Annotated in this window: 16 protein-coding genes; 11 read left to right on the top strand and 5 right to left on the bottom strand. The window is 59.8% G+C overall.

Features of this window, described 5'->3' with window-relative positions; genetic code table 11:
* Positions 1-200: 200 nt before the first annotated feature.
* Positions 201-1382 (top strand): acetyl-CoA C-acetyltransferase, encoded by a 1182-nt coding sequence (locus FHT82_RS20340; protein ID WP_183734491.1) that lies wholly within the window; start codon positions 201-203, stop codon positions 1380-1382.
* Positions 1383-1449: 67 nt separating this feature from the next.
* Positions 1450-2175, top strand: coding sequence for a beta-ketoacyl-ACP reductase (locus FHT82_RS20335; protein WP_183734490.1), 726 nt, complete (start codon positions 1450-1452; stop codon positions 2173-2175).
* 184 nt (positions 2176-2359) lie between these two features.
* Here the strand turns inward: FHT82_RS20335 and FHT82_RS20330 are convergent, their stop codons facing one another.
* From FHT82_RS20330 to FHT82_RS20320, 3 genes are all read right to left on the bottom strand, one after another.
* A complete protein-coding gene (locus tag FHT82_RS20330; protein ID WP_183734489.1) occupies positions 2360-2506 on the bottom strand; it encodes a hypothetical protein in 147 nt (48 codons plus the stop codon).
* A 194-nt stretch (positions 2507-2700) separates the two neighbouring features.
* Complete coding sequence (locus FHT82_RS20325; RefSeq protein ID WP_007825452.1) at positions 2701-2955, bottom strand: YMGG-like glycine zipper-containing protein; 255 nt, start codon at positions 2953-2955, stop codon at positions 2701-2703.
* Positions 2956-2981: 26 nt separating this feature from the next.
* Positions 2982-3137, bottom strand: a complete 156-nt coding sequence (locus tag FHT82_RS20320) for a DUF3309 family protein (RefSeq protein ID WP_017962528.1) — start codon at positions 3135-3137, stop codon at positions 2982-2984.
* Positions 3138-3995: 858 nt separating this feature from the next.
* Here FHT82_RS20320 and FHT82_RS20315 point away from each other — a divergent pair.
* The 5 genes from FHT82_RS20315 (at position 3996) to FHT82_RS20295 (ending at position 10287) form a co-directional block, all read left to right on the top strand.
* Entirely contained in the window at positions 3996-7130 is a 3135-nt protein-coding gene (locus FHT82_RS20315) for a helicase-related protein (RefSeq protein WP_183734488.1), read from the top strand.
* A gap of 2 nt (positions 7131-7132) precedes the next feature.
* The gene (locus FHT82_RS20310; RefSeq protein WP_183734487.1) at positions 7133-7537 is read left to right on the top strand and encodes an RNA-binding S4 domain-containing protein; all 405 of its coding nucleotides are present in this window, start codon (positions 7133-7135) and stop codon (positions 7535-7537) included.
* A 195-nt stretch (positions 7538-7732) separates the two neighbouring features.
* Positions 7733-8071, top strand: a complete 339-nt coding sequence (gene fdxA / locus FHT82_RS20305) for a ferredoxin FdxA (RefSeq protein ID WP_183734486.1) — start codon at positions 7733-7735, stop codon at positions 8069-8071.
* Positions 8072-8471: 400 nt separating this feature from the next.
* Positions 8472-9044, top strand: a complete 573-nt coding sequence (locus FHT82_RS20300) for a CarD family transcriptional regulator (protein ID WP_113299540.1) — start codon at positions 8472-8474, stop codon at positions 9042-9044.
* A 379-nt stretch (positions 9045-9423) separates the two neighbouring features.
* On the top strand, positions 9424-10287 hold the full coding sequence (locus FHT82_RS20295; RefSeq protein WP_007825441.1) for an RNA polymerase factor sigma-32: 864 nt from the start codon (positions 9424-9426) through the stop codon (positions 10285-10287).
* Between the two features lie 54 nt (positions 10288-10341).
* Here FHT82_RS20295 and FHT82_RS20290 read toward each other — a convergent pair whose 3' ends face one another.
* Together FHT82_RS20290 and FHT82_RS20285 are read right to left on the bottom strand one after the other, a co-directional pair.
* A complete protein-coding gene (locus tag FHT82_RS20290) occupies positions 10342-11886 on the bottom strand; it encodes a M48 family metalloprotease (RefSeq protein ID WP_183734485.1) in 1545 nt (514 codons plus the stop codon).
* Between the two features lie 382 nt (positions 11887-12268).
* Positions 12269-13810, bottom strand: a complete 1542-nt coding sequence (locus tag FHT82_RS20285) for an MDR family MFS transporter (protein WP_183734484.1) — start codon at positions 13808-13810, stop codon at positions 12269-12271.
* Positions 13811-13924: 114 nt separating this feature from the next.
* On the opposite strand from FHT82_RS20285, the gene FHT82_RS20280 reads away from it, so the two are divergent.
* From FHT82_RS20280 to FHT82_RS20265, 4 genes are all read left to right on the top strand, one after another.
* A complete protein-coding gene (locus tag FHT82_RS20280; RefSeq protein WP_183734483.1) occupies positions 13925-14452 on the top strand; it encodes a MarR family winged helix-turn-helix transcriptional regulator in 528 nt (175 codons plus the stop codon).
* Positions 14453-14545: 93 nt separating this feature from the next.
* Complete coding sequence (locus FHT82_RS20275) at positions 14546-15220, top strand: OmpW family protein (RefSeq protein WP_183734482.1); 675 nt, start codon at positions 14546-14548, stop codon at positions 15218-15220.
* Positions 15221-15280: 60 nt separating this feature from the next.
* Positions 15281-15937 carry a thiamine diphosphokinase gene (locus FHT82_RS20270; RefSeq protein ID WP_246698184.1) on the top strand — a complete coding sequence of 219 codons (657 nt, stop codon included), beginning with the start codon at positions 15281-15283 and terminating at the stop codon, positions 15935-15937.
* Between the two features lie 3 nt (positions 15938-15940).
* Positions 15941-17764: an ABC-F family ATP-binding cassette domain-containing protein gene (locus FHT82_RS20265; protein ID WP_183734480.1), complete on the top strand. Its 1824-nt coding sequence runs from the start codon at positions 15941-15943 to the stop codon at positions 17762-17764.
* Positions 17765-17841 lie beyond the last annotated feature (77 nt).

Raw genomic sequence — 17841 nt, 5'->3', positions numbered from 1 at the left:
TACTCCTCCACCAGAGACTGTAGACGCAAAAGAAGGGCGGTGACAATCTCTTTGTGCGATGCGGCAAGCCCTTTCCCCGTACGGATAAATCCATTCGAGGGCGCTGCAGCAGATGGCGGGACAGTCTTGGCATTTGACTTGCGCCTGCAGCTTTGTCAGTTTCCACTTATATGTGTGACGAGAAACGAGGAAACCACCCTATGAGCAGTTCATCCGTCGTCATCGCCTCTGCAGCGCGCACCGCTGTCGGTTCCTTCAACGGTGCTTTCGGCACAATTCCCGCTCACGAACTCGGTGCGGCGGCCGTCAAGGGCGCGCTGGAGCGGGCAGGTGTTTCTCCTGAAGACGTGGACGAGGTCATCCTTGGCCAGGTCCTGCAGGCTGGTGAAGGCCAGAACCCGGCCCGTCAGGCCGCAATGAAGGCCGGCGTTCCCAAGGAGGCGACAGCCTGGAGCGTCAACCAGCTCTGTGGTTCCGGCCTGCGTGCTGTCGCACTCGGGATGCAGCAGATTGCGCTTGGCGATGCGAAGATCATCGTCGCCGGCGGCCAGGAATCCATGTCGATGGCGCCGCACGCAGCGCATTTGCGCGGCGGCGTGAAGATGGGCGACATGAAGATGATCGACACCATGATCAAGGACGGTCTCACCGACGCCTTTTATGGCTATCACATGGGCGTTACCGCAGAAAATATCGCACGCCAGTGGCAGCTTTCGCGTGATGATCAGGATCAGTTCGCCGTCGGTTCGCAGAACAAGGCCGAGGCCGCGCAGAAGGCGGGCCGCTTCAAGGACGAAATCGTTCCTTTCGTCATTCAGGGCCGCAAGGGTGACGTGACTGTTGATGCCGACGAATATATCCGCTACGGCGCGACGCTGGAGGCCATGGCAAAGCTGCGACCGGCTTTCGACAAGGACGGCACGGTGACTGCGGCAAATGCCTCCGGTCTCAACGACGGCGCTGCTGCAGCCGTGCTGATGAGCGAAGCGGAAGCGTCGCGACGCGGCATCCAGCCGCTTGCCCGCATCGTTTCCTGGGCAACAGCCGGCGTCGATCCGCAGGTCATGGGTACAGGCCCGATCCCGGCCTCTCGTAAGGCGCTGGAAAAGGCCGGCTGGTCCGTCGGCGATCTCGACCTCGTTGAAGCCAATGAGGCCTTCGCAGCTCAGGCCTGCGCCGTCAACAAGGATCTCGGCTGGAACCCTGACATCGTCAACGTCAATGGCGGCGCGATCGCGATCGGTCATCCGATCGGCGCGTCGGGTGCACGCGTCCTCAACACGCTGCTCTTCGAGATGAAGCGGCGAGGCGCCAAAAAGGGGCTGGCTACACTGTGCATCGGTGGCGGCATGGGTGTCGCGATGTGCTTTGAGGCAATATAAATAGCGTACAGTGCATGTTTTTTGAGGCCTGCCTGAGAGCAGGCTGACAACAACAGGGGAGCGGAACATGAGCAGGGTGGCTCTGGTCACTGGGGGTACGCGCGGCATTGGCGCGGCAATTTCGATGGCGCTGAAGAATGCCGGCTATAAGGTTGCCGCCAACTATGCCGGCAATGACGAAAAGGCCAGGGCATTTCACGATGTCACCGGCATCCCGGCCTTCAAGTGGGACGTGTCCGACTATGTCGCCTGCGGCGAGGGTATCGAGAGGGTCCAGGCCGAGCTCGGTCCGATCGAAATCCTCGTCAACAATGCCGGCATCACGCGTGACGCGATGTTCCACAAGATGACGCCGCAGCAGTGGCACGAGGTGATCAATACCAACCTCACCGGCCTCTTCAACATGACGCATCATGTCTGGAGCGGCATGCGCGACCGCAGCTTCGGGCGCATCGTCAATATCTCCTCCATCAACGGGCAGAAGGGCCAGATGGGACAAGCGAATTATTCCGCGGCCAAGGCCGGCGACCTCGGTTTCACCAAGGCGCTCGCTCAGGAAGGCGCTGTCAAGAACATAACAGTCAACGCCATCTGCCCCGGTTACATCGGTACGGAGATGGTGCTGGCCGTGCCGGAAAAGGTGCTGAATGAGAAGATCATTCCGCAAATCCCGGTCGGGCGCCTCGGTGAACCCGAGGAGATCGCGCGTTGCGTGACTTTCCTCGTTTCGGACGACGCCGGTTTCATTACCGGTTCGACGCTGACGGCCAATGGCGGTCAGTTCTTCGTCTGAGCCCTATTTCTTCTGATTGTGGGCATAGCTGCCGGTGCCGTCATGCGGGCCGGCAGATGCACCATAGGCCGCGAAGGCAATGGTGAGAGGGCGGCGATCACGATGATCCTGTCCATGGCCGTTTCTGCCGCGGACGGGCGCTCGAATAGTTGCCGTCGCGCGGTTTTCGGTTTCTTTGATGGTGTCAGGCGTTTGGATGATGCCGTCTGTTGGCCTTGACTGGCACCTTCTGGAGGGCGCGGTCCTTGCTGCGGAGAGCGGCGATTGCTGTCGTGAGAAAGGCCGCGGCAATCAGGACGGCGACGGCGGAATTGAGCAGAATCTGGGCCATGATGGCGTCCCTTTCCATTCGCGGGCGGCAGGTGCTCTGCCCTTTGCGATCTTGAAGGGAATATGCGCCTGGCGTCGGCGGCGCGGTAGATTTGACTTCAGCGACCAATCGTCAACGCCATGTTGACGATAAAAGCGCGCAAGAAAAACGGGCGCCGAAGCGCCCGTTCAAAATTTCCGATGGACCGGGGTCTATTAGCGGCAACGCGCTTCGTAGCGGCGGCCGTAACGGTCGCGATAGATGCAGTAGCCGCGGCGTTCAACCGACTGGCCGATCAGTGCGCCTGTCAGACCGCCGGCGACTGCGCCAACTGCCGCGCCACCCCAGCTGTTGCTGACGGCGCCGCCGATGATGGCGCCCGTGCCGGCGCCGATCGCCGTGCCCTGCTCCGTCGGAGTGCAGGATGCGAGAGCGCCGATAAGAGCGCAGCTAAGAACAATCTTTTTCATGTCTAACTCCCCAGGTTGCCGGCCTTTTAAATTCGGCCCATCAGTACAAGAATGATGATGATGACGAGAACTAACCCCAAACCACCGGAAGGTCCATAGCCCCAGCCGCGGCTATAACCCCAATTCGGCAAGGCGCCGATCAATAGCAGAATAAGGATAATAAGAAGTATCGTGCCTAGCATGGTGTTTGTCCTGTCTCATCCTCATTTCGATTGGACTAGAAACACGCATCTTCGATTTTTGTTCCCGGCTAATCTCTCGGAATGTCGCGGCGGCGTTATCGGTCATTTCTCCAAAGCGGAGTTTAGCCGGTTCGCCAAAAGCCAAGTCGGCGAAGAACGCCCCAGCCTTTTCTCTGTATGGTTAAAAATGTGTTTAAATACAACATGTTGTGGTGAACAAAGCGGGAAAGTGGTGATGTCTCCGATTCGTCAGCGATTCGTTCCGGCTTTGATCGGTGCCGATCGTCCGTCGGTTTGCATACGCCCGCGTCTAAGGCATCGTAAATTCGACATGTAAAAGATTAACGCGATCTGGCGCTTCAGCCCGGCTCTCCCGAATTGGTGGAACCGTATCTTGGTGGCGGCGGCGAAAGGCCCACAACATCTCGCCGTGAACAAAAAGGGAAAGTCTCGATATCAGCGATTCGTCTCCGATTCGTTCCGGATTTGGTCGAAGCGTTAATTCTGGATCGGATCTTGCGGTCTTTACGGTTCGGCAAGAAGCGTTAATCGCGGTTGATGAAATCTCTCCCGCGCTGAATTTATCGATTCTGCATCTAGTGTAAAAAAGCGATTCAAAATCAATACTTAGCCGTGAACAAAAGCTGAATCAGCCGGAGTCAGCGATTCGTCTCCGATTCGTTCTCAAGCTGTTCCGAATCTTAAATCAAGGACTTAGCGGACTGTGACTTCCATGCTCAATCCAAAGTCTATTTCAAATCTGCCCTTGCGTTTGGAGCTTCGGCTGTCCATGTGTTCTCTGCCTTACCCGCAGGAGCCGACTTGACCCGGGGCGTCCCCGCCTCACTTGCATGGACCATGACCCTGACTTCGCAGCCGATGATACTGAGCGGGCGCGGCGTGACCGCGGTGCTTGGGCCGACCAATACCGGCAAGACCCATTATGCGATCGAACGCATGGTGGCGCATGGCACAGGTGTTATCGGCCTGCCGCTCCGCTTGCTCGCGCGCGAAGTCTATACGCGGGTGGTGGAAAAAGTCGGCGCCCAGAATGTTGCGCTGGTAACCGGGGAGGAAAAGATCTCGCCGCCGAATGCGCGCTTCTCTGTCTGCACGGTCGAGGCGATGCCGCGGGAAACCAAAGCCGCCTTTGTTGCTATCGACGAGGTGCAACTCGCGGGAGACCTCGAGCGCGGCCATATCTTCACAGACCGTATCCTGCATCTGCGCGGTCGTGACGAGACGCTGCTGCTTGGCGCCGGTACCATGCGGCCGATCTTGCAGCAGCTTCTACCGGGGATAACCGTCACGGAGCGGCCGCGGCTTTCTCACCTTCTCTATGCGGGACAGAAGAAGATCACCCGGCTGCCGCAGCGTTCGGCTATCGTCGCCTTCTCGGCGGACGAGGTTTACGCGATCGCCGAACTGATCCGTCGTCAGCGTGGCGGAGCGGCCGTGGTGCTCGGGGCGCTGAGCCCGCGCACCCGCAATGCGCAAGTGGCGCTCTACCAGGCGGGCGACGTCGAATATCTGGTTGCGACCGATGCGATCGGCATGGGTCTCAATCTCGATGTCGATCATGTGGCCTTCGCGCAGGATCGGAAGTTCGACGGCTATCAGTTCCGCAATCTCAATCCTGGTGAACTCGGCCAGATTGCCGGGCGCGCGGGACGTCATGTGCGCGACGGAACCTTTGGTGTAACCGGCCAGGTCTCGCCGTTCGACGAGGAGCTGGTACAGCGCATCGAGGGCCACGAATTTGATAATATCAAGGTTCTGCAGTGGCGGACCAAGGATCTCGATTTCTCCTCGATACAATCCCTGCGGGCAAGCCTTGAGACCGGACCCCGCGTGCCGGGTCTGACGCGGGCGCTGCCGGCGGTCGACCAGCAGGCGCTCGACCATTTATCGCGCTATCCGGAAATCACCGATCTCGCTAACACGCCGGCGCGCGTCGAAAAGCTCTGGGAGGCTTGCGCTCTACCGGACTATCGGCGCATAACGCCTGCGCAACATGCCGATCTTATTTCTACCCTCTTTTCCGATCTGGTGCGCTATGGCACGGTAAACGAGCAGTTTCTCGCGGAACAGGTTCATCGCTCGGATCGGACAGATGGAGAAATTGACACGCTTTCGGCGCGAATCGCGCAGATAAGAACCTGGACCTATGTATCGAATCGGCCCGGCTGGCTTGCCGATCCGACACACTGGCAGGAAAAGACGCGGGAAATCGAAGATCGATTGTCCGACGCGTTGCATGAAAGGTTGACGAAACGCTTTGTTGATCGCAGGACATCTGTGCTCATGAAGCGCCTGAGAGAGAATGCGATGCTGGAAGCTGAAATCAGTGTGAATGGCGATGTCTTTGTTGAAGGACATCATGTGGGGCAGTTGACCGGGTTCCGTTTTACGCCTGTGGGTGGAACGGATGGGCCGGACGCCAAGGCGGTTCAGTCTGCGTCGCAGAAGGCGCTCGCGCTTGAATTCGAAGCCCGTGCCGCGCGCCTGCATGCGGCAGGCAACGCCGATCTGGCGATCGGCTCGGACGGTCTTGTGCGTTGGCTCGGCGACCCTGTCGGACGTCTATCCGGTAGCGATCACGTGATGCGTCCGCGCGTCATCCTGCTTGCCGACGAGCAGCTTACGGGCAATGCGCGCGATCATGTCGCCGCCCGTATCGAACGTTTCGTCAATCATCATATCAGCACGGTGCTGAAGCCGCTCGACGATCTGTCGCGCGCTGAGGACCTGCAGGGCCTTGCCAAGGGGCTCGCCTTCCAGCTCGTCGAGAATCTCGGCGTGCTCTTCCGCCGCGACGTGACGGAAGAGGTGAAGTCTCTGGATCAGGATGCGCGCGCCTCCATGCGCCGTTACGGCATCCGCTTCGGTGCCTACCACATTTTCGTTCCGGCGCTTTTGAAGCCGGCGCCAGCAGAGCTCATCACACTGCTCTGGGCGCTGAAGAATGACGGGCTCGACAAGCCAGGTTATGGCGACCTCATTCCGGTGCTGGCCGCCGGCCGTACCTCCGTCGTCACCGATCCGAGCTTCGAGCGCATGTTCTATAAGCTCGCCGGCTTCCGTTTCCTCGGCAAGCGCGCGGTGCGTATCGATATCCTCGAGCGTCTGGCCGACCTCATCCGCCCGCTCTTGCAGTGGAAGCCGGGTCAAGCCAGCCGTCCGGAAGGCGCTTATGACGGCCGCCGCTTCACGACGACGACGGCGATGCTGTCCATTCTCGGCGCGACGCTGGAAGACATGGAAGAGATCCTCAAGGGTCTCGGCTATCGCGCAGACGCGGTAAAGGCCGAGGAGGCTGCAGCATTCCTTGCGACGCAGGATGCGGCATCGGCTCCCGTAACGGCGATTGAGACCGTGGCAGAGGAAACGGCTGAAAAGGCCGATCATGACGACGCAGATGGCGCTTCGGAAGAAACGCCCGCTGTCGAAGCCGCTCCTGCGGCTGCGGAGACGCCTGTGGCAGCCGAAGGTTCGGTTGAAGTCAGCGAGGCTGAAGCTGAGGCTGCAGAGCCGAAGCCGGTTCTTCTGTGGCGTCTCGGTGGCCGCAACGAGAACCAGCGCCAGGCGCGCGGCCATGGCGACCGCCGCGGCGGGCAAGGTCAGGGCGAACGTCATGGCCAAGGTCATGGCCAAGGTCAGGAACGTGGCGACCGTAATCGCCGTCCTGGCGGCGGTGAGGGCGGCGAGGCCCGTGATGGCAACCGCCACAACAACCGCAACCGGGATGGCGGCAACCGCGAAGGCGGGAATCGTGATGGCGGCAGGCCGCAGCAGGCGCGCAACGAGCAGCGCGGCGACCGTCAGGACCGTGGTGATCGCAAGGATCGTGGCGACCGCAACGACCGTAACAACAACCGCGGCAATTCGCAGCCGCTGCGTTTCGAGGCCAAGCCGCCGCGCAAGGAGAAGCCGATCGATCCGGATTCGCCCTTTGCCAAACTTGCAGCGCTCAAGGAGCAGATGAAGAAGTAATCATGGGCGGAGAAACACAGCCAGGAAGCGGTTCGCGCCAGCGCATCGACAAATGGCTGTTTTTCACACGTATGGCGAAATCACGCTCGCTGGCGCAAAGCCATATCCAGTCTGGCCATGTCAGCATCAACGGCTCACGCTGCGCGCAGCCTAGTCAAATGATCAAAGTCGGTGATCGCATCGAGTTGAAGCTGGAGCGGCGAGACGTCATTCTCGTCGTTCGGCTGCCCGGCGACAGACGCGGCCCCTACGAGGAGGCGCGGCTGCTCTATGAGGACCTGTCGCCGCCTCCAGATGAGACAAAACGCCTCACCCCATACGAACAGGCAATCCGGGCGACTGGTTCCGGCAGGCCGACGAAAAAGGAACGACGCGCAATCGACAGGCTGATGTCGGACGAGGATTAGAAAACTCTTCCTGCCATAAGCCTTTCGAAGATCGTTTGTCCTTGAAATCCTGCTGCAAAGTCGATACGTCACACACAACCTGCCGGGTAGTGTGCTTGCCTCCCAAGCCTGTTCACGCTTTTTCTCCGGCTCAGGGGACAGGCGCGACGTTCCAGGTTGCCCGGCCCCGCCCGCATGGAAATCCTGGAGTTCTTCATGACCTATGTCGTGACCGACAATTGCATTCGCTGCAAATACACCGATTGTGTTGAAGTCTGCCCTGTCGACTGTTTCTACGAGGGCGAGAATTTCCTCGTCATCCATCCCGATGAATGCATCGACTGCGGTGTCTGCGAGCCGGAATGTCCGGCCGAGGCGATCAAGCCCGATACCGAACCGGGTCTCGACAAGTGGCTGAAGATCAACGCGGAATATGCGAGCATCTGGCCGAATATCACTGTTAAGAAGGAGCCGATGCCGGAGGCCAAGGAGCTGGACGGCGAGACCGGGAAATTCGAGAAATACTTCTCTGAAAAGCCCGGTAGTGGCGACTGAAATTCTCGACGGGCAGCGCCGTTGAAACCGGGTTCAGCCTCAGGTTAAACGTTTCAAATTACGCGTGAGTCACATGGGGGCTATGTGTTGCCCACATGACTCACGTTAAGCAAATTATTGATTTCCTCATATTTTTGTGATACGTTCACCACACTGTTCCACTTGTGGCATGACGCATGCCCAAAACCATCACGAAAGTAAAAGCAAATCCGCACGCGGTTTCCGTGACATATCAATAACTTGAGCTGTCGGATCCCAAGATCGCGCGCGAGGATACCTTTTTGCTTCTGTCTGGTGGAACCAGAGTGAAGTCACCCGACGGATCTAACCGTCTCATCCGGGCCTGACTGACCCGGGCTCCGGCCGTTGCCGGAAGCGTAACAGGGAGTTTTTGATTAGAATGACCATCCAGCAGAAAAAACCTTCTACCGCACGTCACGGCTTCAAAACTGGTGAATCGATCGTGTACCCCGCTCACGGCGTCGGTACCATCACGGCTATCGAAGAGCAAGAAGTCGCCGGCATGAAGCTTGAACTTTTCGTCATCGATTTCGAAAAGGACAAGATGCGTCTGAAGGTTCCGGTCGCAAAGGCCATGAGCATCGGCATGCGTAAGCTTTCCGAAACCGACTTTGTCGAGCGCGCCCTCAAGGTCGTGCAGGGCAAGGCTCGCGTCAAGCGTACCATGTGGTCTCGCCGTGCCCAGGAATATGATGCCAAGATCAATTCCGGCGACCTGATTTCCATCGCAGAAGTCGTTCGCGATCTCTATCGCGCTGAAAACCAGCCGGAGCAGTCCTATTCAGAACGTCAGCTTTATGAAGCTGCCCTCGACCGGATGGCTCGCGAAATCGCTGCCGTCAACAAGATGTCTGAAACGGAAGCCGTTCGCCTCGTCGAGACCAACCTCAACAAGGGTCCGAAGCGCGGCAAGGCGATCGAGGAAGACGATTCGCAGGACGAAGCAGCTTAATAGCGCATTGTTTTTGCTGATGAAAAAACCCGGCCTGGTGCCGGGTTTTTTATTGGAACTTTTTCGCCGCTGCGACGTTCATATACAGTAATGCGGACTCCACCGGAACCCATAAGCTCGGTTTGACTTCCGCTAAAGCTGTCAATGTTCGATGAGGAGCGGATCATGATTTCCAGAATTTGCCTATCCGGCAATCTCAAGAAACTGATCCAGTCCAGCCGCTTCAGCGGCATATGAAGAGAGATAGGGCCTCCTCCTGAAAAGTCCAGGAGCGAGGCCTTTATGCATTCAAGAGCCTAGTTTGCTCCGGCGCAGCAATGTTCCGGAAACGATGTTTGCTTGTTTATTTTTAGGCACGTGGCCTGTTCAGGAGAGCGATATGAAGAACATGTCTGCAGATCGGCGCATGATCAAAATAGCAATGGCGGCTCCCTATCTCGCCCGTGAAGAGGAACATAATCTCGCCATCCGCTGGAAGGATCACGAGGACCGCGGCGCCCGCAACCAGATCGCCATGGCGCACATGCGCCTCGTCATTTCCATGGCAGGAAAGTTCCGCAACTTCGGCCTGCCGATGAGCGATCTCGTGCAGGAAGGCTATGTCGGGCTTCTGGAGGCGGCCGCTCGCTTTGAACCGGCGCGCGATGTACGCTTTTCCACTTATGCAAGCTGGTGGATCCGTGCTTCGATCCAGGACTATATCCTGCGCAATTGGTCGATCGTGCGCGGCGGCACGAGTTCGGCCCAGAAGGCACTGTTCTTCAATCTGCGGCGCCTGCGCGCCAAGCTCGCCAAGGGCGACACGCAGCTGACGCTGCAATCCATTCATCAGGAAATCGCCGCCGCTCTCGGTGTCAGCCTTGCCGACGTGCAGACCATGGATGCGCGCCTTTCCGGCAACGATGCGTCGCTGCAGGCGCCTTCCGTCTCCGGCGACGCCGATAGTGCAGAGAAGATGGATTTCCTCGTCAGCGACGAGCCGCTGCCGGACGAGCAGGTCTCCAACATGATCGATGGCGAGCGCCGCCGCGTCTGGCTTGCGTCTGCCCTCAAGCATCTCAACGAGCGCGAAATGAAGATCATCAGCGCGCGCCGGCTCGCAGAAGACGGAGCGACACTCGAAGAGCTCGGCGCCGATCTCGGCATTTCCAAGGAGCGCGTGCGTCAGATCGAAAGCCGGGCGATGGAAAAGCTTCGCACGGCGCTCGTGAGCGCCGATCCGCATATGGCAGCCTATGCCTGACCAAGAATTACTCCCCAGCAGCACATACTGGCCCGGCATAAGCCGGGCTTTCTTTTATTCGGAGATGATCTTCACGCGGTCACCGGGAGAAACAGCAGCGCCCGTCGGCAAGGCGTTGATGAGCTTGAAGAGATCAAGCTTGCGATCGGTACCCATCATGCGGGAGGCGAGCGTGGTGATGTTGTCGCCAGAGCGAACGGTGACGACACGGATGCGCAGCGGCTTCAGCGAGGCGGCTTCGTCCGGCGTCATACGGCGGAAGCTGGCGCGCAGGACGTCTGCCGTCGGCTCCAGCGAAGGGCTGCCCTTCGGCACGGCCGTCAGGAAGCGGAATATCTGGTTGTTGTTTCTGACGACCGTAACATCGAAATCCCAGCGATCGGCAGTGGCGCGGGCGGTCACAGCTTCCATACCGTTGACGTTGATCGGCCGGATGCTTGCGGGATCAAGCCCGGTAACCCAGCCGCTGGAGATATAATTCGTCAGGCTCTGGTTCTGGTTGTCGGCGACGCCATCGAAGCGGATGGCGATATCGTTCGGGCCGGTCGCCATGACCGCTTCGACCTTGTTGTCGATACTGAAGTCCGGCGGTACGTCGAAGCGTATGCCGAGGCCGCCATGCAGGAAGGTCTGGCCGCGCACATAGCCTTCTTCCGGGCTGTCGCCGTAGAGAAGACCGTCGATGCCATCGAGATAGTAATCGCGGCCCTTGTCTCCGACCGAACCTTCCTGGCCGAAGGCGCGGGCATGGCTGCGGGCAAGCTCGATGCGCTGGGCAGAATTCGGATGGCTCGACAGGAAGTCCAGGCTCTGGTCGGCTTCCGGATCGACCGACATGAAGCGGCTGTAGGCGGCCATGGAATCGAGAAAGCGGGTTGCGGCATAGGGATCGTAGCCGGCTTCGCCGAGCATGCGCACGCCGATGACATCGGCCTGCAGCTCCTGTTGGCGGGAGAAGGCGGCCAGGCGCAGCTTGCCGCGGGCAAGCGCCTGCTTGCCGGCTATATCGCTCGACAGAACCTCAGCCACGACGCGGCTGGCAATGACTTCGGCTTCCTCGCGCTTCTGGCGTTCGATGCCGTGGTTTGCGGTGACGTGGCCCATCTCGTGCGACAGTACAGCCGCCACTTCCGAGGCGTCATTGGCGAGCGCCAGCAGGCCGCGGGTGACATAGAGGTAACCGCCCGGCAACGCGAAGGCATTGATGGCGGGCGAATTCAGGATGGTGATGCGATAGGACTGGCTCGGATTTTCCGACACGGCCGTCAGCGCGCCGGTGATGCGGGCGACGAGGCGCTCGGTCTTGGCGTCCTTATATTCGCCGCCATAGCTCGCGACGATGCGCGGATGCTCGCGAGCGCCCATGGCAGCGCGCGGGTCATTTTTTTGTACTTCGTCGACGATCTGTGGATTGGACGATGGGCCGACGGTCGGCTGATAGGATTGTTCGATCAACGTCTCGCAGCCGTTCAGCGCGATGGCGCAGACTGAAAGCAGCAGGAGACGGCGCGCCCAACGGCACGGCGCAAGAAAAGCATCACTGGAAAGCGCGGGCGATTTCCACGTCGTCATGCTGTCCAGTCTGTCTCTCCCCATCATCTTAAGTCGCCGGTCTGCCGCATCTTCGGGCCGGCCGCTGCCAGAAAAATTCAATAGGCTTCCGCCTCGGTTCTCGCGCTGCACAATCGGCCGATCCAAGTCTTTGCTGTAGCTGATTTCCGCGTGGGTTGCATAGCGAGACTCTATCTAAATGTGGTGCCGTTGCATTTCGGCAATGCCTCGCCTGTCGAGGCACTTTCTCGCTCCGATGAAATTATGGCGAAAGTTCCATCGCAAGTGCAGATTCCGGCTACACTGCGGAAAAAATAGGTCAGCACGGCGACCGATGCGGGCGACCATAACGTCCGCGCGAAGAATACAATTAATAGTAGTGTTTGCTGCTTGATCGAAATGAAGAGGCGTGCGGGCCGCGCGCCTATGCTTATTCCGCAGCTTCGGCGGCGGCGCTGGTCGGGCCGGTCTTTGGTTCGCCGGCACGGGGCAGCTGCACTGGTTTCAGCATGATGGCGGCTATCAGGCCGATCAAAGCAATGCCGCAAGAGGTCATGAACAGCGGTGAGAAGGCGGCGGCATAAGCATCCGCGACGGCCTGACGGCTGGCTTCGGGAAGTGCGGCCATCATTCTTGGCGTCAGCTCCTCGATATTGGCCACGCCCGGGATGGAGGAACCGAGCTTGCCGAGTTGCGATGCGATGATCGCACCGTAGATGGAGATGGCAATCGAAGCGCCTCCCATGCGCGACAGCGTGACCGAGCCGGTCGCCGCACCCACATCGCGGGCCGGCGCGGCGTTCTGTACGCCGATGACCGGAACCTGCTGGGCAAGGCCGATGCCGATACCGTGCAGCAGCATGATCGCGCCGATGAAGGCGATCGGCGTGCCGGCATGGACCTGCGACATCAGTGCGAAAGCAATGGCGCTGCAGGTGAGGCTGGCGATGGCGAAGGGCTTGTAGCGACCGGTCTTCGAAATGATGCGGCCGGCGTTCAGGGAGCCGCAGACGAGGCCGCCTGTCAGCAGAATGAAGAGCAGGCCTGCGCCAGACGGCGAAAGGCCTGTGGTCGTCTGCAGGAACAGCGCGAGGTAATTGACCATGCCGATGGCGATCGCGCCGCCCATGATCGAGATCACCAGCAGCAGGCTGAAGGTGGAATTGCGGAAAAGTGGCAGAGGGACGATCGGCTCCGGCGCGCGGCGTTCGACGAAAACCCAGGCGATGGCGCAAACCACGCCGAAGGCGACGATGCTGATGCTCTGCGGGGAGATCAACGCACCGAAAAGTTCGCTGCTGTCGGTCGCAAGCACGATGCTGGTCGTCGTCAACGCTAGCAGAAGTGCGCCGGCATAATCGATCTTCGGTCGACGATGCGGTTTACGGTAGGGCAGCATGAAGGCGAGGCCGGCAAGCACGATAAAGCCGATCGGCACGTTGACGAGGAAGATCGAGCGCCAGCCGAAGAGATCGCTCATCGTGCCGCCGAGGACCGGGCCGATGGCGCCGGAGGCCATCAGCACGAGGCTGGAATAGCTCTGGTAGCGGGCGCGTTCGCGCGGCTCGAAGAGGTCGGCGTTGACGGCGAAGATCGAAACCATGATACCGCCGCCGCCGAAACCCTGCAGCACACGGGCGGCGATCAGCGTGTTCATGGAGACGGCGAGACCGCAGACGGCGGAGCCCACCGTGAAGATCGCGATCGCTGTCATCATCACATATTTGCGGCCGAAGAGATCGCCGAGTTTTCCATAAAGCGGCATGACCGCGCTCAGCGCCAGTAGATAGGCCGAGCCGATCCAGCCGAAGCGGTCCAGATGGCCGAACTCGCCGACGATGGTCGGCAACGCGGTGGAGACGATCTGATTATCCAGCGTCGCCATGAACATGGCGGTCATCAGGAAAAAAAAGAGGATGAGCCGCCGACGGGGATCCGTCACGAGCGGCGCAGGGGCAAGTTGCATATCCATGGGGGCCAATTTCGTTATTTCGATGCTTTATGTGCTAATGGCATATATTTGTCAATAGCACATTATTGACATTGGCATATTTTATTTTTGATTCCGGTCTGTTATGGTTCCGTCATGAACGAGACGCTGACCAAGACAAGAACGACAGAGATTGATGAGCCTCCCATGGACAGCGTGCTGCGCATCGGCCGTTCCATGACGCGCATGAGAATGATGACGGGCCGCCGGCTGATTGGCCGGCTGGCGATCCAGAGCGTGGCTCCGGATCTGGAGCTCTCGCATCTCGATGTGCTGGATGCCGTAAGGCGGGCGCAGGCAAACGGCGAGGTGACCGTTGGTGCCATTGCCGAGATGCTGCGCATCGATCCGTCGCGGGCCAGCCGCGTCGTTTCCGATATGGTCGGCCGTAATGTTCTGCGCCGCGAGGCATCGCAGGCGGATGCGCGGCGTATCGTCGTCGTCATGACTCAGGTCGGACAGAATCTGCTGGCGGAAATCCAGGCCCAGAAGCTCGCCTTCGTTACCGAGGTCGTGCGGGACTGGCCGCAGGAAGAGATCGACACTTTCTCCGTCTTGTTCGAGAAATTCATCGGCGGCTATGAGGCAATCTTCCTGTCCCGTGACAAGGATACGCCAGGCTGAAGAAAATAGTCTGAGCGTTTGATCTCGCTCAAGCCGACCCGCCTGAGGCAGGCCTAAGTCTCTCCCCGTTCGACGACATCAGGAGAGATTCACATGAAACATCATCCGCTTCGGCTGAGGGGCATTTTCGCCGCTATCGTTTTCGCATCCTTCGGGCACGCGGCGCTTTCCGCCGATCTGGCGCCTTCGGCTGGCCCGCCGATGGCCACGCAAAGCCCGTGGCAGGTACGCCTGCGTGCGCTGGGCGTGGTGACGCGCGATAACGGCTCGGTCGACGGCATTTCCGGATCCGGTCTTTCCTATTCGGACACAGTGGTTCCGGAAGCGGATATTTCCTATTTCTTCACCGACAATATTTCCGCGGAGCTCATTCTCGGCACGACCTATGCCAATGTGCATGGCGAAGGCTCGATTGCCGGCCTCGGCGATATAGGCAAGACGTGGCTGTTGCCGCCAACGCTGACATTGCAATATCACTTCACCGATTTCGGTGCCTTCCAGCCGTATCTCGGTGCAGGCGTGAATTACACGGTCTTCTACAATCAGTCAGGCAAGAGCGCCGACAGCCTCGATGTGAAGAATACATTCGGCGTCGCGCTGCAGGCGGGTTTCGATTACATGTTCGATGAGCATTGGGGTGCGAACCTGGATGTGAAGAAGATCTTCCTGCGTCCGGATTTCGATGCGACCGTCGGCGGTGCCAATGTCAGCGGCAAGGCGAAACTCGATCCCTGGCTGATCGGCGCCGGTGTGACCTACCGCTTCTGAGAGAAAGGCGCCGGATCTTCGGCGCCTCTTCCCCTTCACCCCCGGTTTGCGCTATGGGCAATGCCCATGAGCCAATCCACCTTCACTATCCTGCTCGGCGGGGTACTCAGCCTGACGGATCGTCTGCGCGAAGCCGTGCGGGACACCCGGTTCATCGCGGCCGACGGCGGCATGCGCCACGCAGCGGCGTTGGGCGTGGTGCCGGAATTGTGGGTTGGCGATTTCGATTCGACACCGCCCGATCTCGACGGCGCCTTTCCCAATGTGCCGCGTCAACCCTATCCGGCCGCAAAGGCGGCGACCGATGGCGAGATCGCCGTTTCCGAGGCAATCGAGCGTGGCGCAAAACGCCTGATCCTTGCAGGCGCATTGGGCGGTGAACGCTCCGACCATGCGCTTCAACATCTGCTCTATGGCGTTGAACTGGCGCAAGAAGGCTTCGACGTGCTCTTGACCTCGGGCAGCGAAGAGGCGGTACCTTTGCTTCCCGGCTCGTTGGAGATCGATCTTCCGCCGGGTAGCCTGTTTTCCGTGCCGGGTTTCAGCGAGCTGACCGGGCTCTTCATCGAGAATGCCCGCTATCCGCTCGCCGACTTCCATTTGCCCTTCGGTTCGTCGCGCACCATTTCCAATGTAGCGGAAGGCCCCGTGCGCTTCTCGCTTGCCAGCGGCAGGGCCATCGTGCTCGCGCGGCCCTATGATCTTTCCGGAGTCTGATTCTTGGCGCCTCCCATTCTGAAACTCGACGATATTTTCCTGAGCTTCGGCGGCACGCCGCTACTTGCCGGCGCGGCCTTGCAAGTGGAGTCCGGCGACAAGATCTGCCTCGTCGGCCGCAACGGCTCGGGTAAATCGACGCTTCTGAAGATTGCTGCCGGTCTCGTCGATGCCCAGTCCGGTGAGGTCTTCCGGCATCCGGCATCAACGGTGCGCTATCTGGAGCAGGCACCGGATTTTGCCGGCTTTAAGACCGTGCAGGCCTATGCCGAAGCGGGGCTCGGGCCGGGCGATGATCCTTACCGGGTCACATACCTGCTGTCGCACTTAGGGCTGACGGGCGAAGAGGACCCGAAGAACCTTTCCGGCGGCGAGGCGCGCCGCGCAGCGCTTGCCCGTGTGCTGGCGCCGGAGCCTGATATCCTGTTGCTCGACGAGCCGACCAACCATCTCGACCTGCCGACCATCGAATGGCTGGAAGGCGAACTGCAGAAGACGCGCAGCGCGCTGGTGCTGATCTCGCACGACCGCCGCTTCCTCGAGAAGGTCTCGACAGCGACCGTCTGGCTCGATCGCGGCACGTCGCGTCGGCTCGACAGGGGCTTTGCGTTTTTCGAGGCCTGGCGTGATCAGGTGCTGGAGGCGGAAGAGATGGAACAGCACAAGCTCGGCAAGGCGATCGAGCGCGAAGAGCACTGGCTGCGCTATGGCGTGACGGCACGGCGCAAACGCAATATGCGACGGCTCGGCGAGTTGCAGACCATGCGCTCACAATATCGTGGCCATAAGGGGCCGCAGGGAACCGTGCAGGCGACCACATCCGACGCACAGGAATCCGGCAAGCTTGTGATCGAGGCCGACAAGATTACCAAGAGCTATGACGACAGGCCGATCGTCGCGCCGTTCTCGATCCGCGTGCATCGGGGCGATTGTATCGGTCTGGTCGGTCCCAACGGCGCCGGCAAGACGACGCTTCTGAAGATGCTGACCGGCCAGCTTGCGCCTGATAACGGTACGGTGAAGCTTGGCACCAATCTCGAAATTGCCACTCTCGACCAGAAGCGCGAAGATCTGAACCCCGAGGATACACTTGCCAACTATTTGACGGATGGGCGTGGCGAAAACCTGCTGGTCAATGGCGAGCAGCGGCATGTGACCGGCTACATGAAGGAATTCCTGTTCCAGCCGGAGCAGGCGCGCACACCGATCAAGAACCTCTCCGGCGGCGAGCGTGCCCGGTTGATGCTGGCGCGCATCCTGTCGCGGCCGACCAACCTGCTGATCCTGGACGAACCGACCAACGACCTCGACATCGAGACGCTGGATCTGCTGCAGGAAATTGTCACAGGTTTTCCCGGCACCGTCATCCTCGTCAGCCACGATCGCGATTTTCTCGACAGGACGGTGACCTCGACGATCGCGCCTGCCAATCCGGAAGCGCCGGACGGACGCTGGATCGAATATGCCGGCGGCTATTCCGATATGCTGGCACAGCGCAAGGGTGCCGCCGAAGAGCGCCGCAAGGCTGAGAAGGCGGTGGAGAAGCCGAAGTCGCAGGAGGCTGCGGCTGCCGCTCCGTCCGTCTCGAAGGGCAAGCTCTCCTACAAGCAGAAATTCGCGCTCGAAAACCTGCCGAAGGAAATGGCGAAGGCGGAGGCCGAGATCGCCAAGCGCGAGAAGAAAATGGCTGATCCGAGCCTCTTCACCAAGGACCCGGCGACGTTCAGCCGGCTGGCATCGGAAATGGAGAAGCTACGCGAAAACCTGACCAAGATGGAAGAGGAATGGCTAGAGCTCGAAATCTTGCGGGAAGAGCTGGAAGGTTGATCGGAATAAAAATTTCTCGAATGTCGGATCGGGTGGTTATTGGCCGTCCTTGGGCCGAGCGTGATCAACGGCATGGT

Source organism: Rhizobium sp. BK275, assembly GCF_014193555.1.
Lineage (GTDB): Bacteria > Pseudomonadota > Alphaproteobacteria > Rhizobiales > Rhizobiaceae > Rhizobium.
Note: the sequence above shows the minus strand (reverse complement) of the source record. Positions and strands in the feature narration are given on the sequence as shown.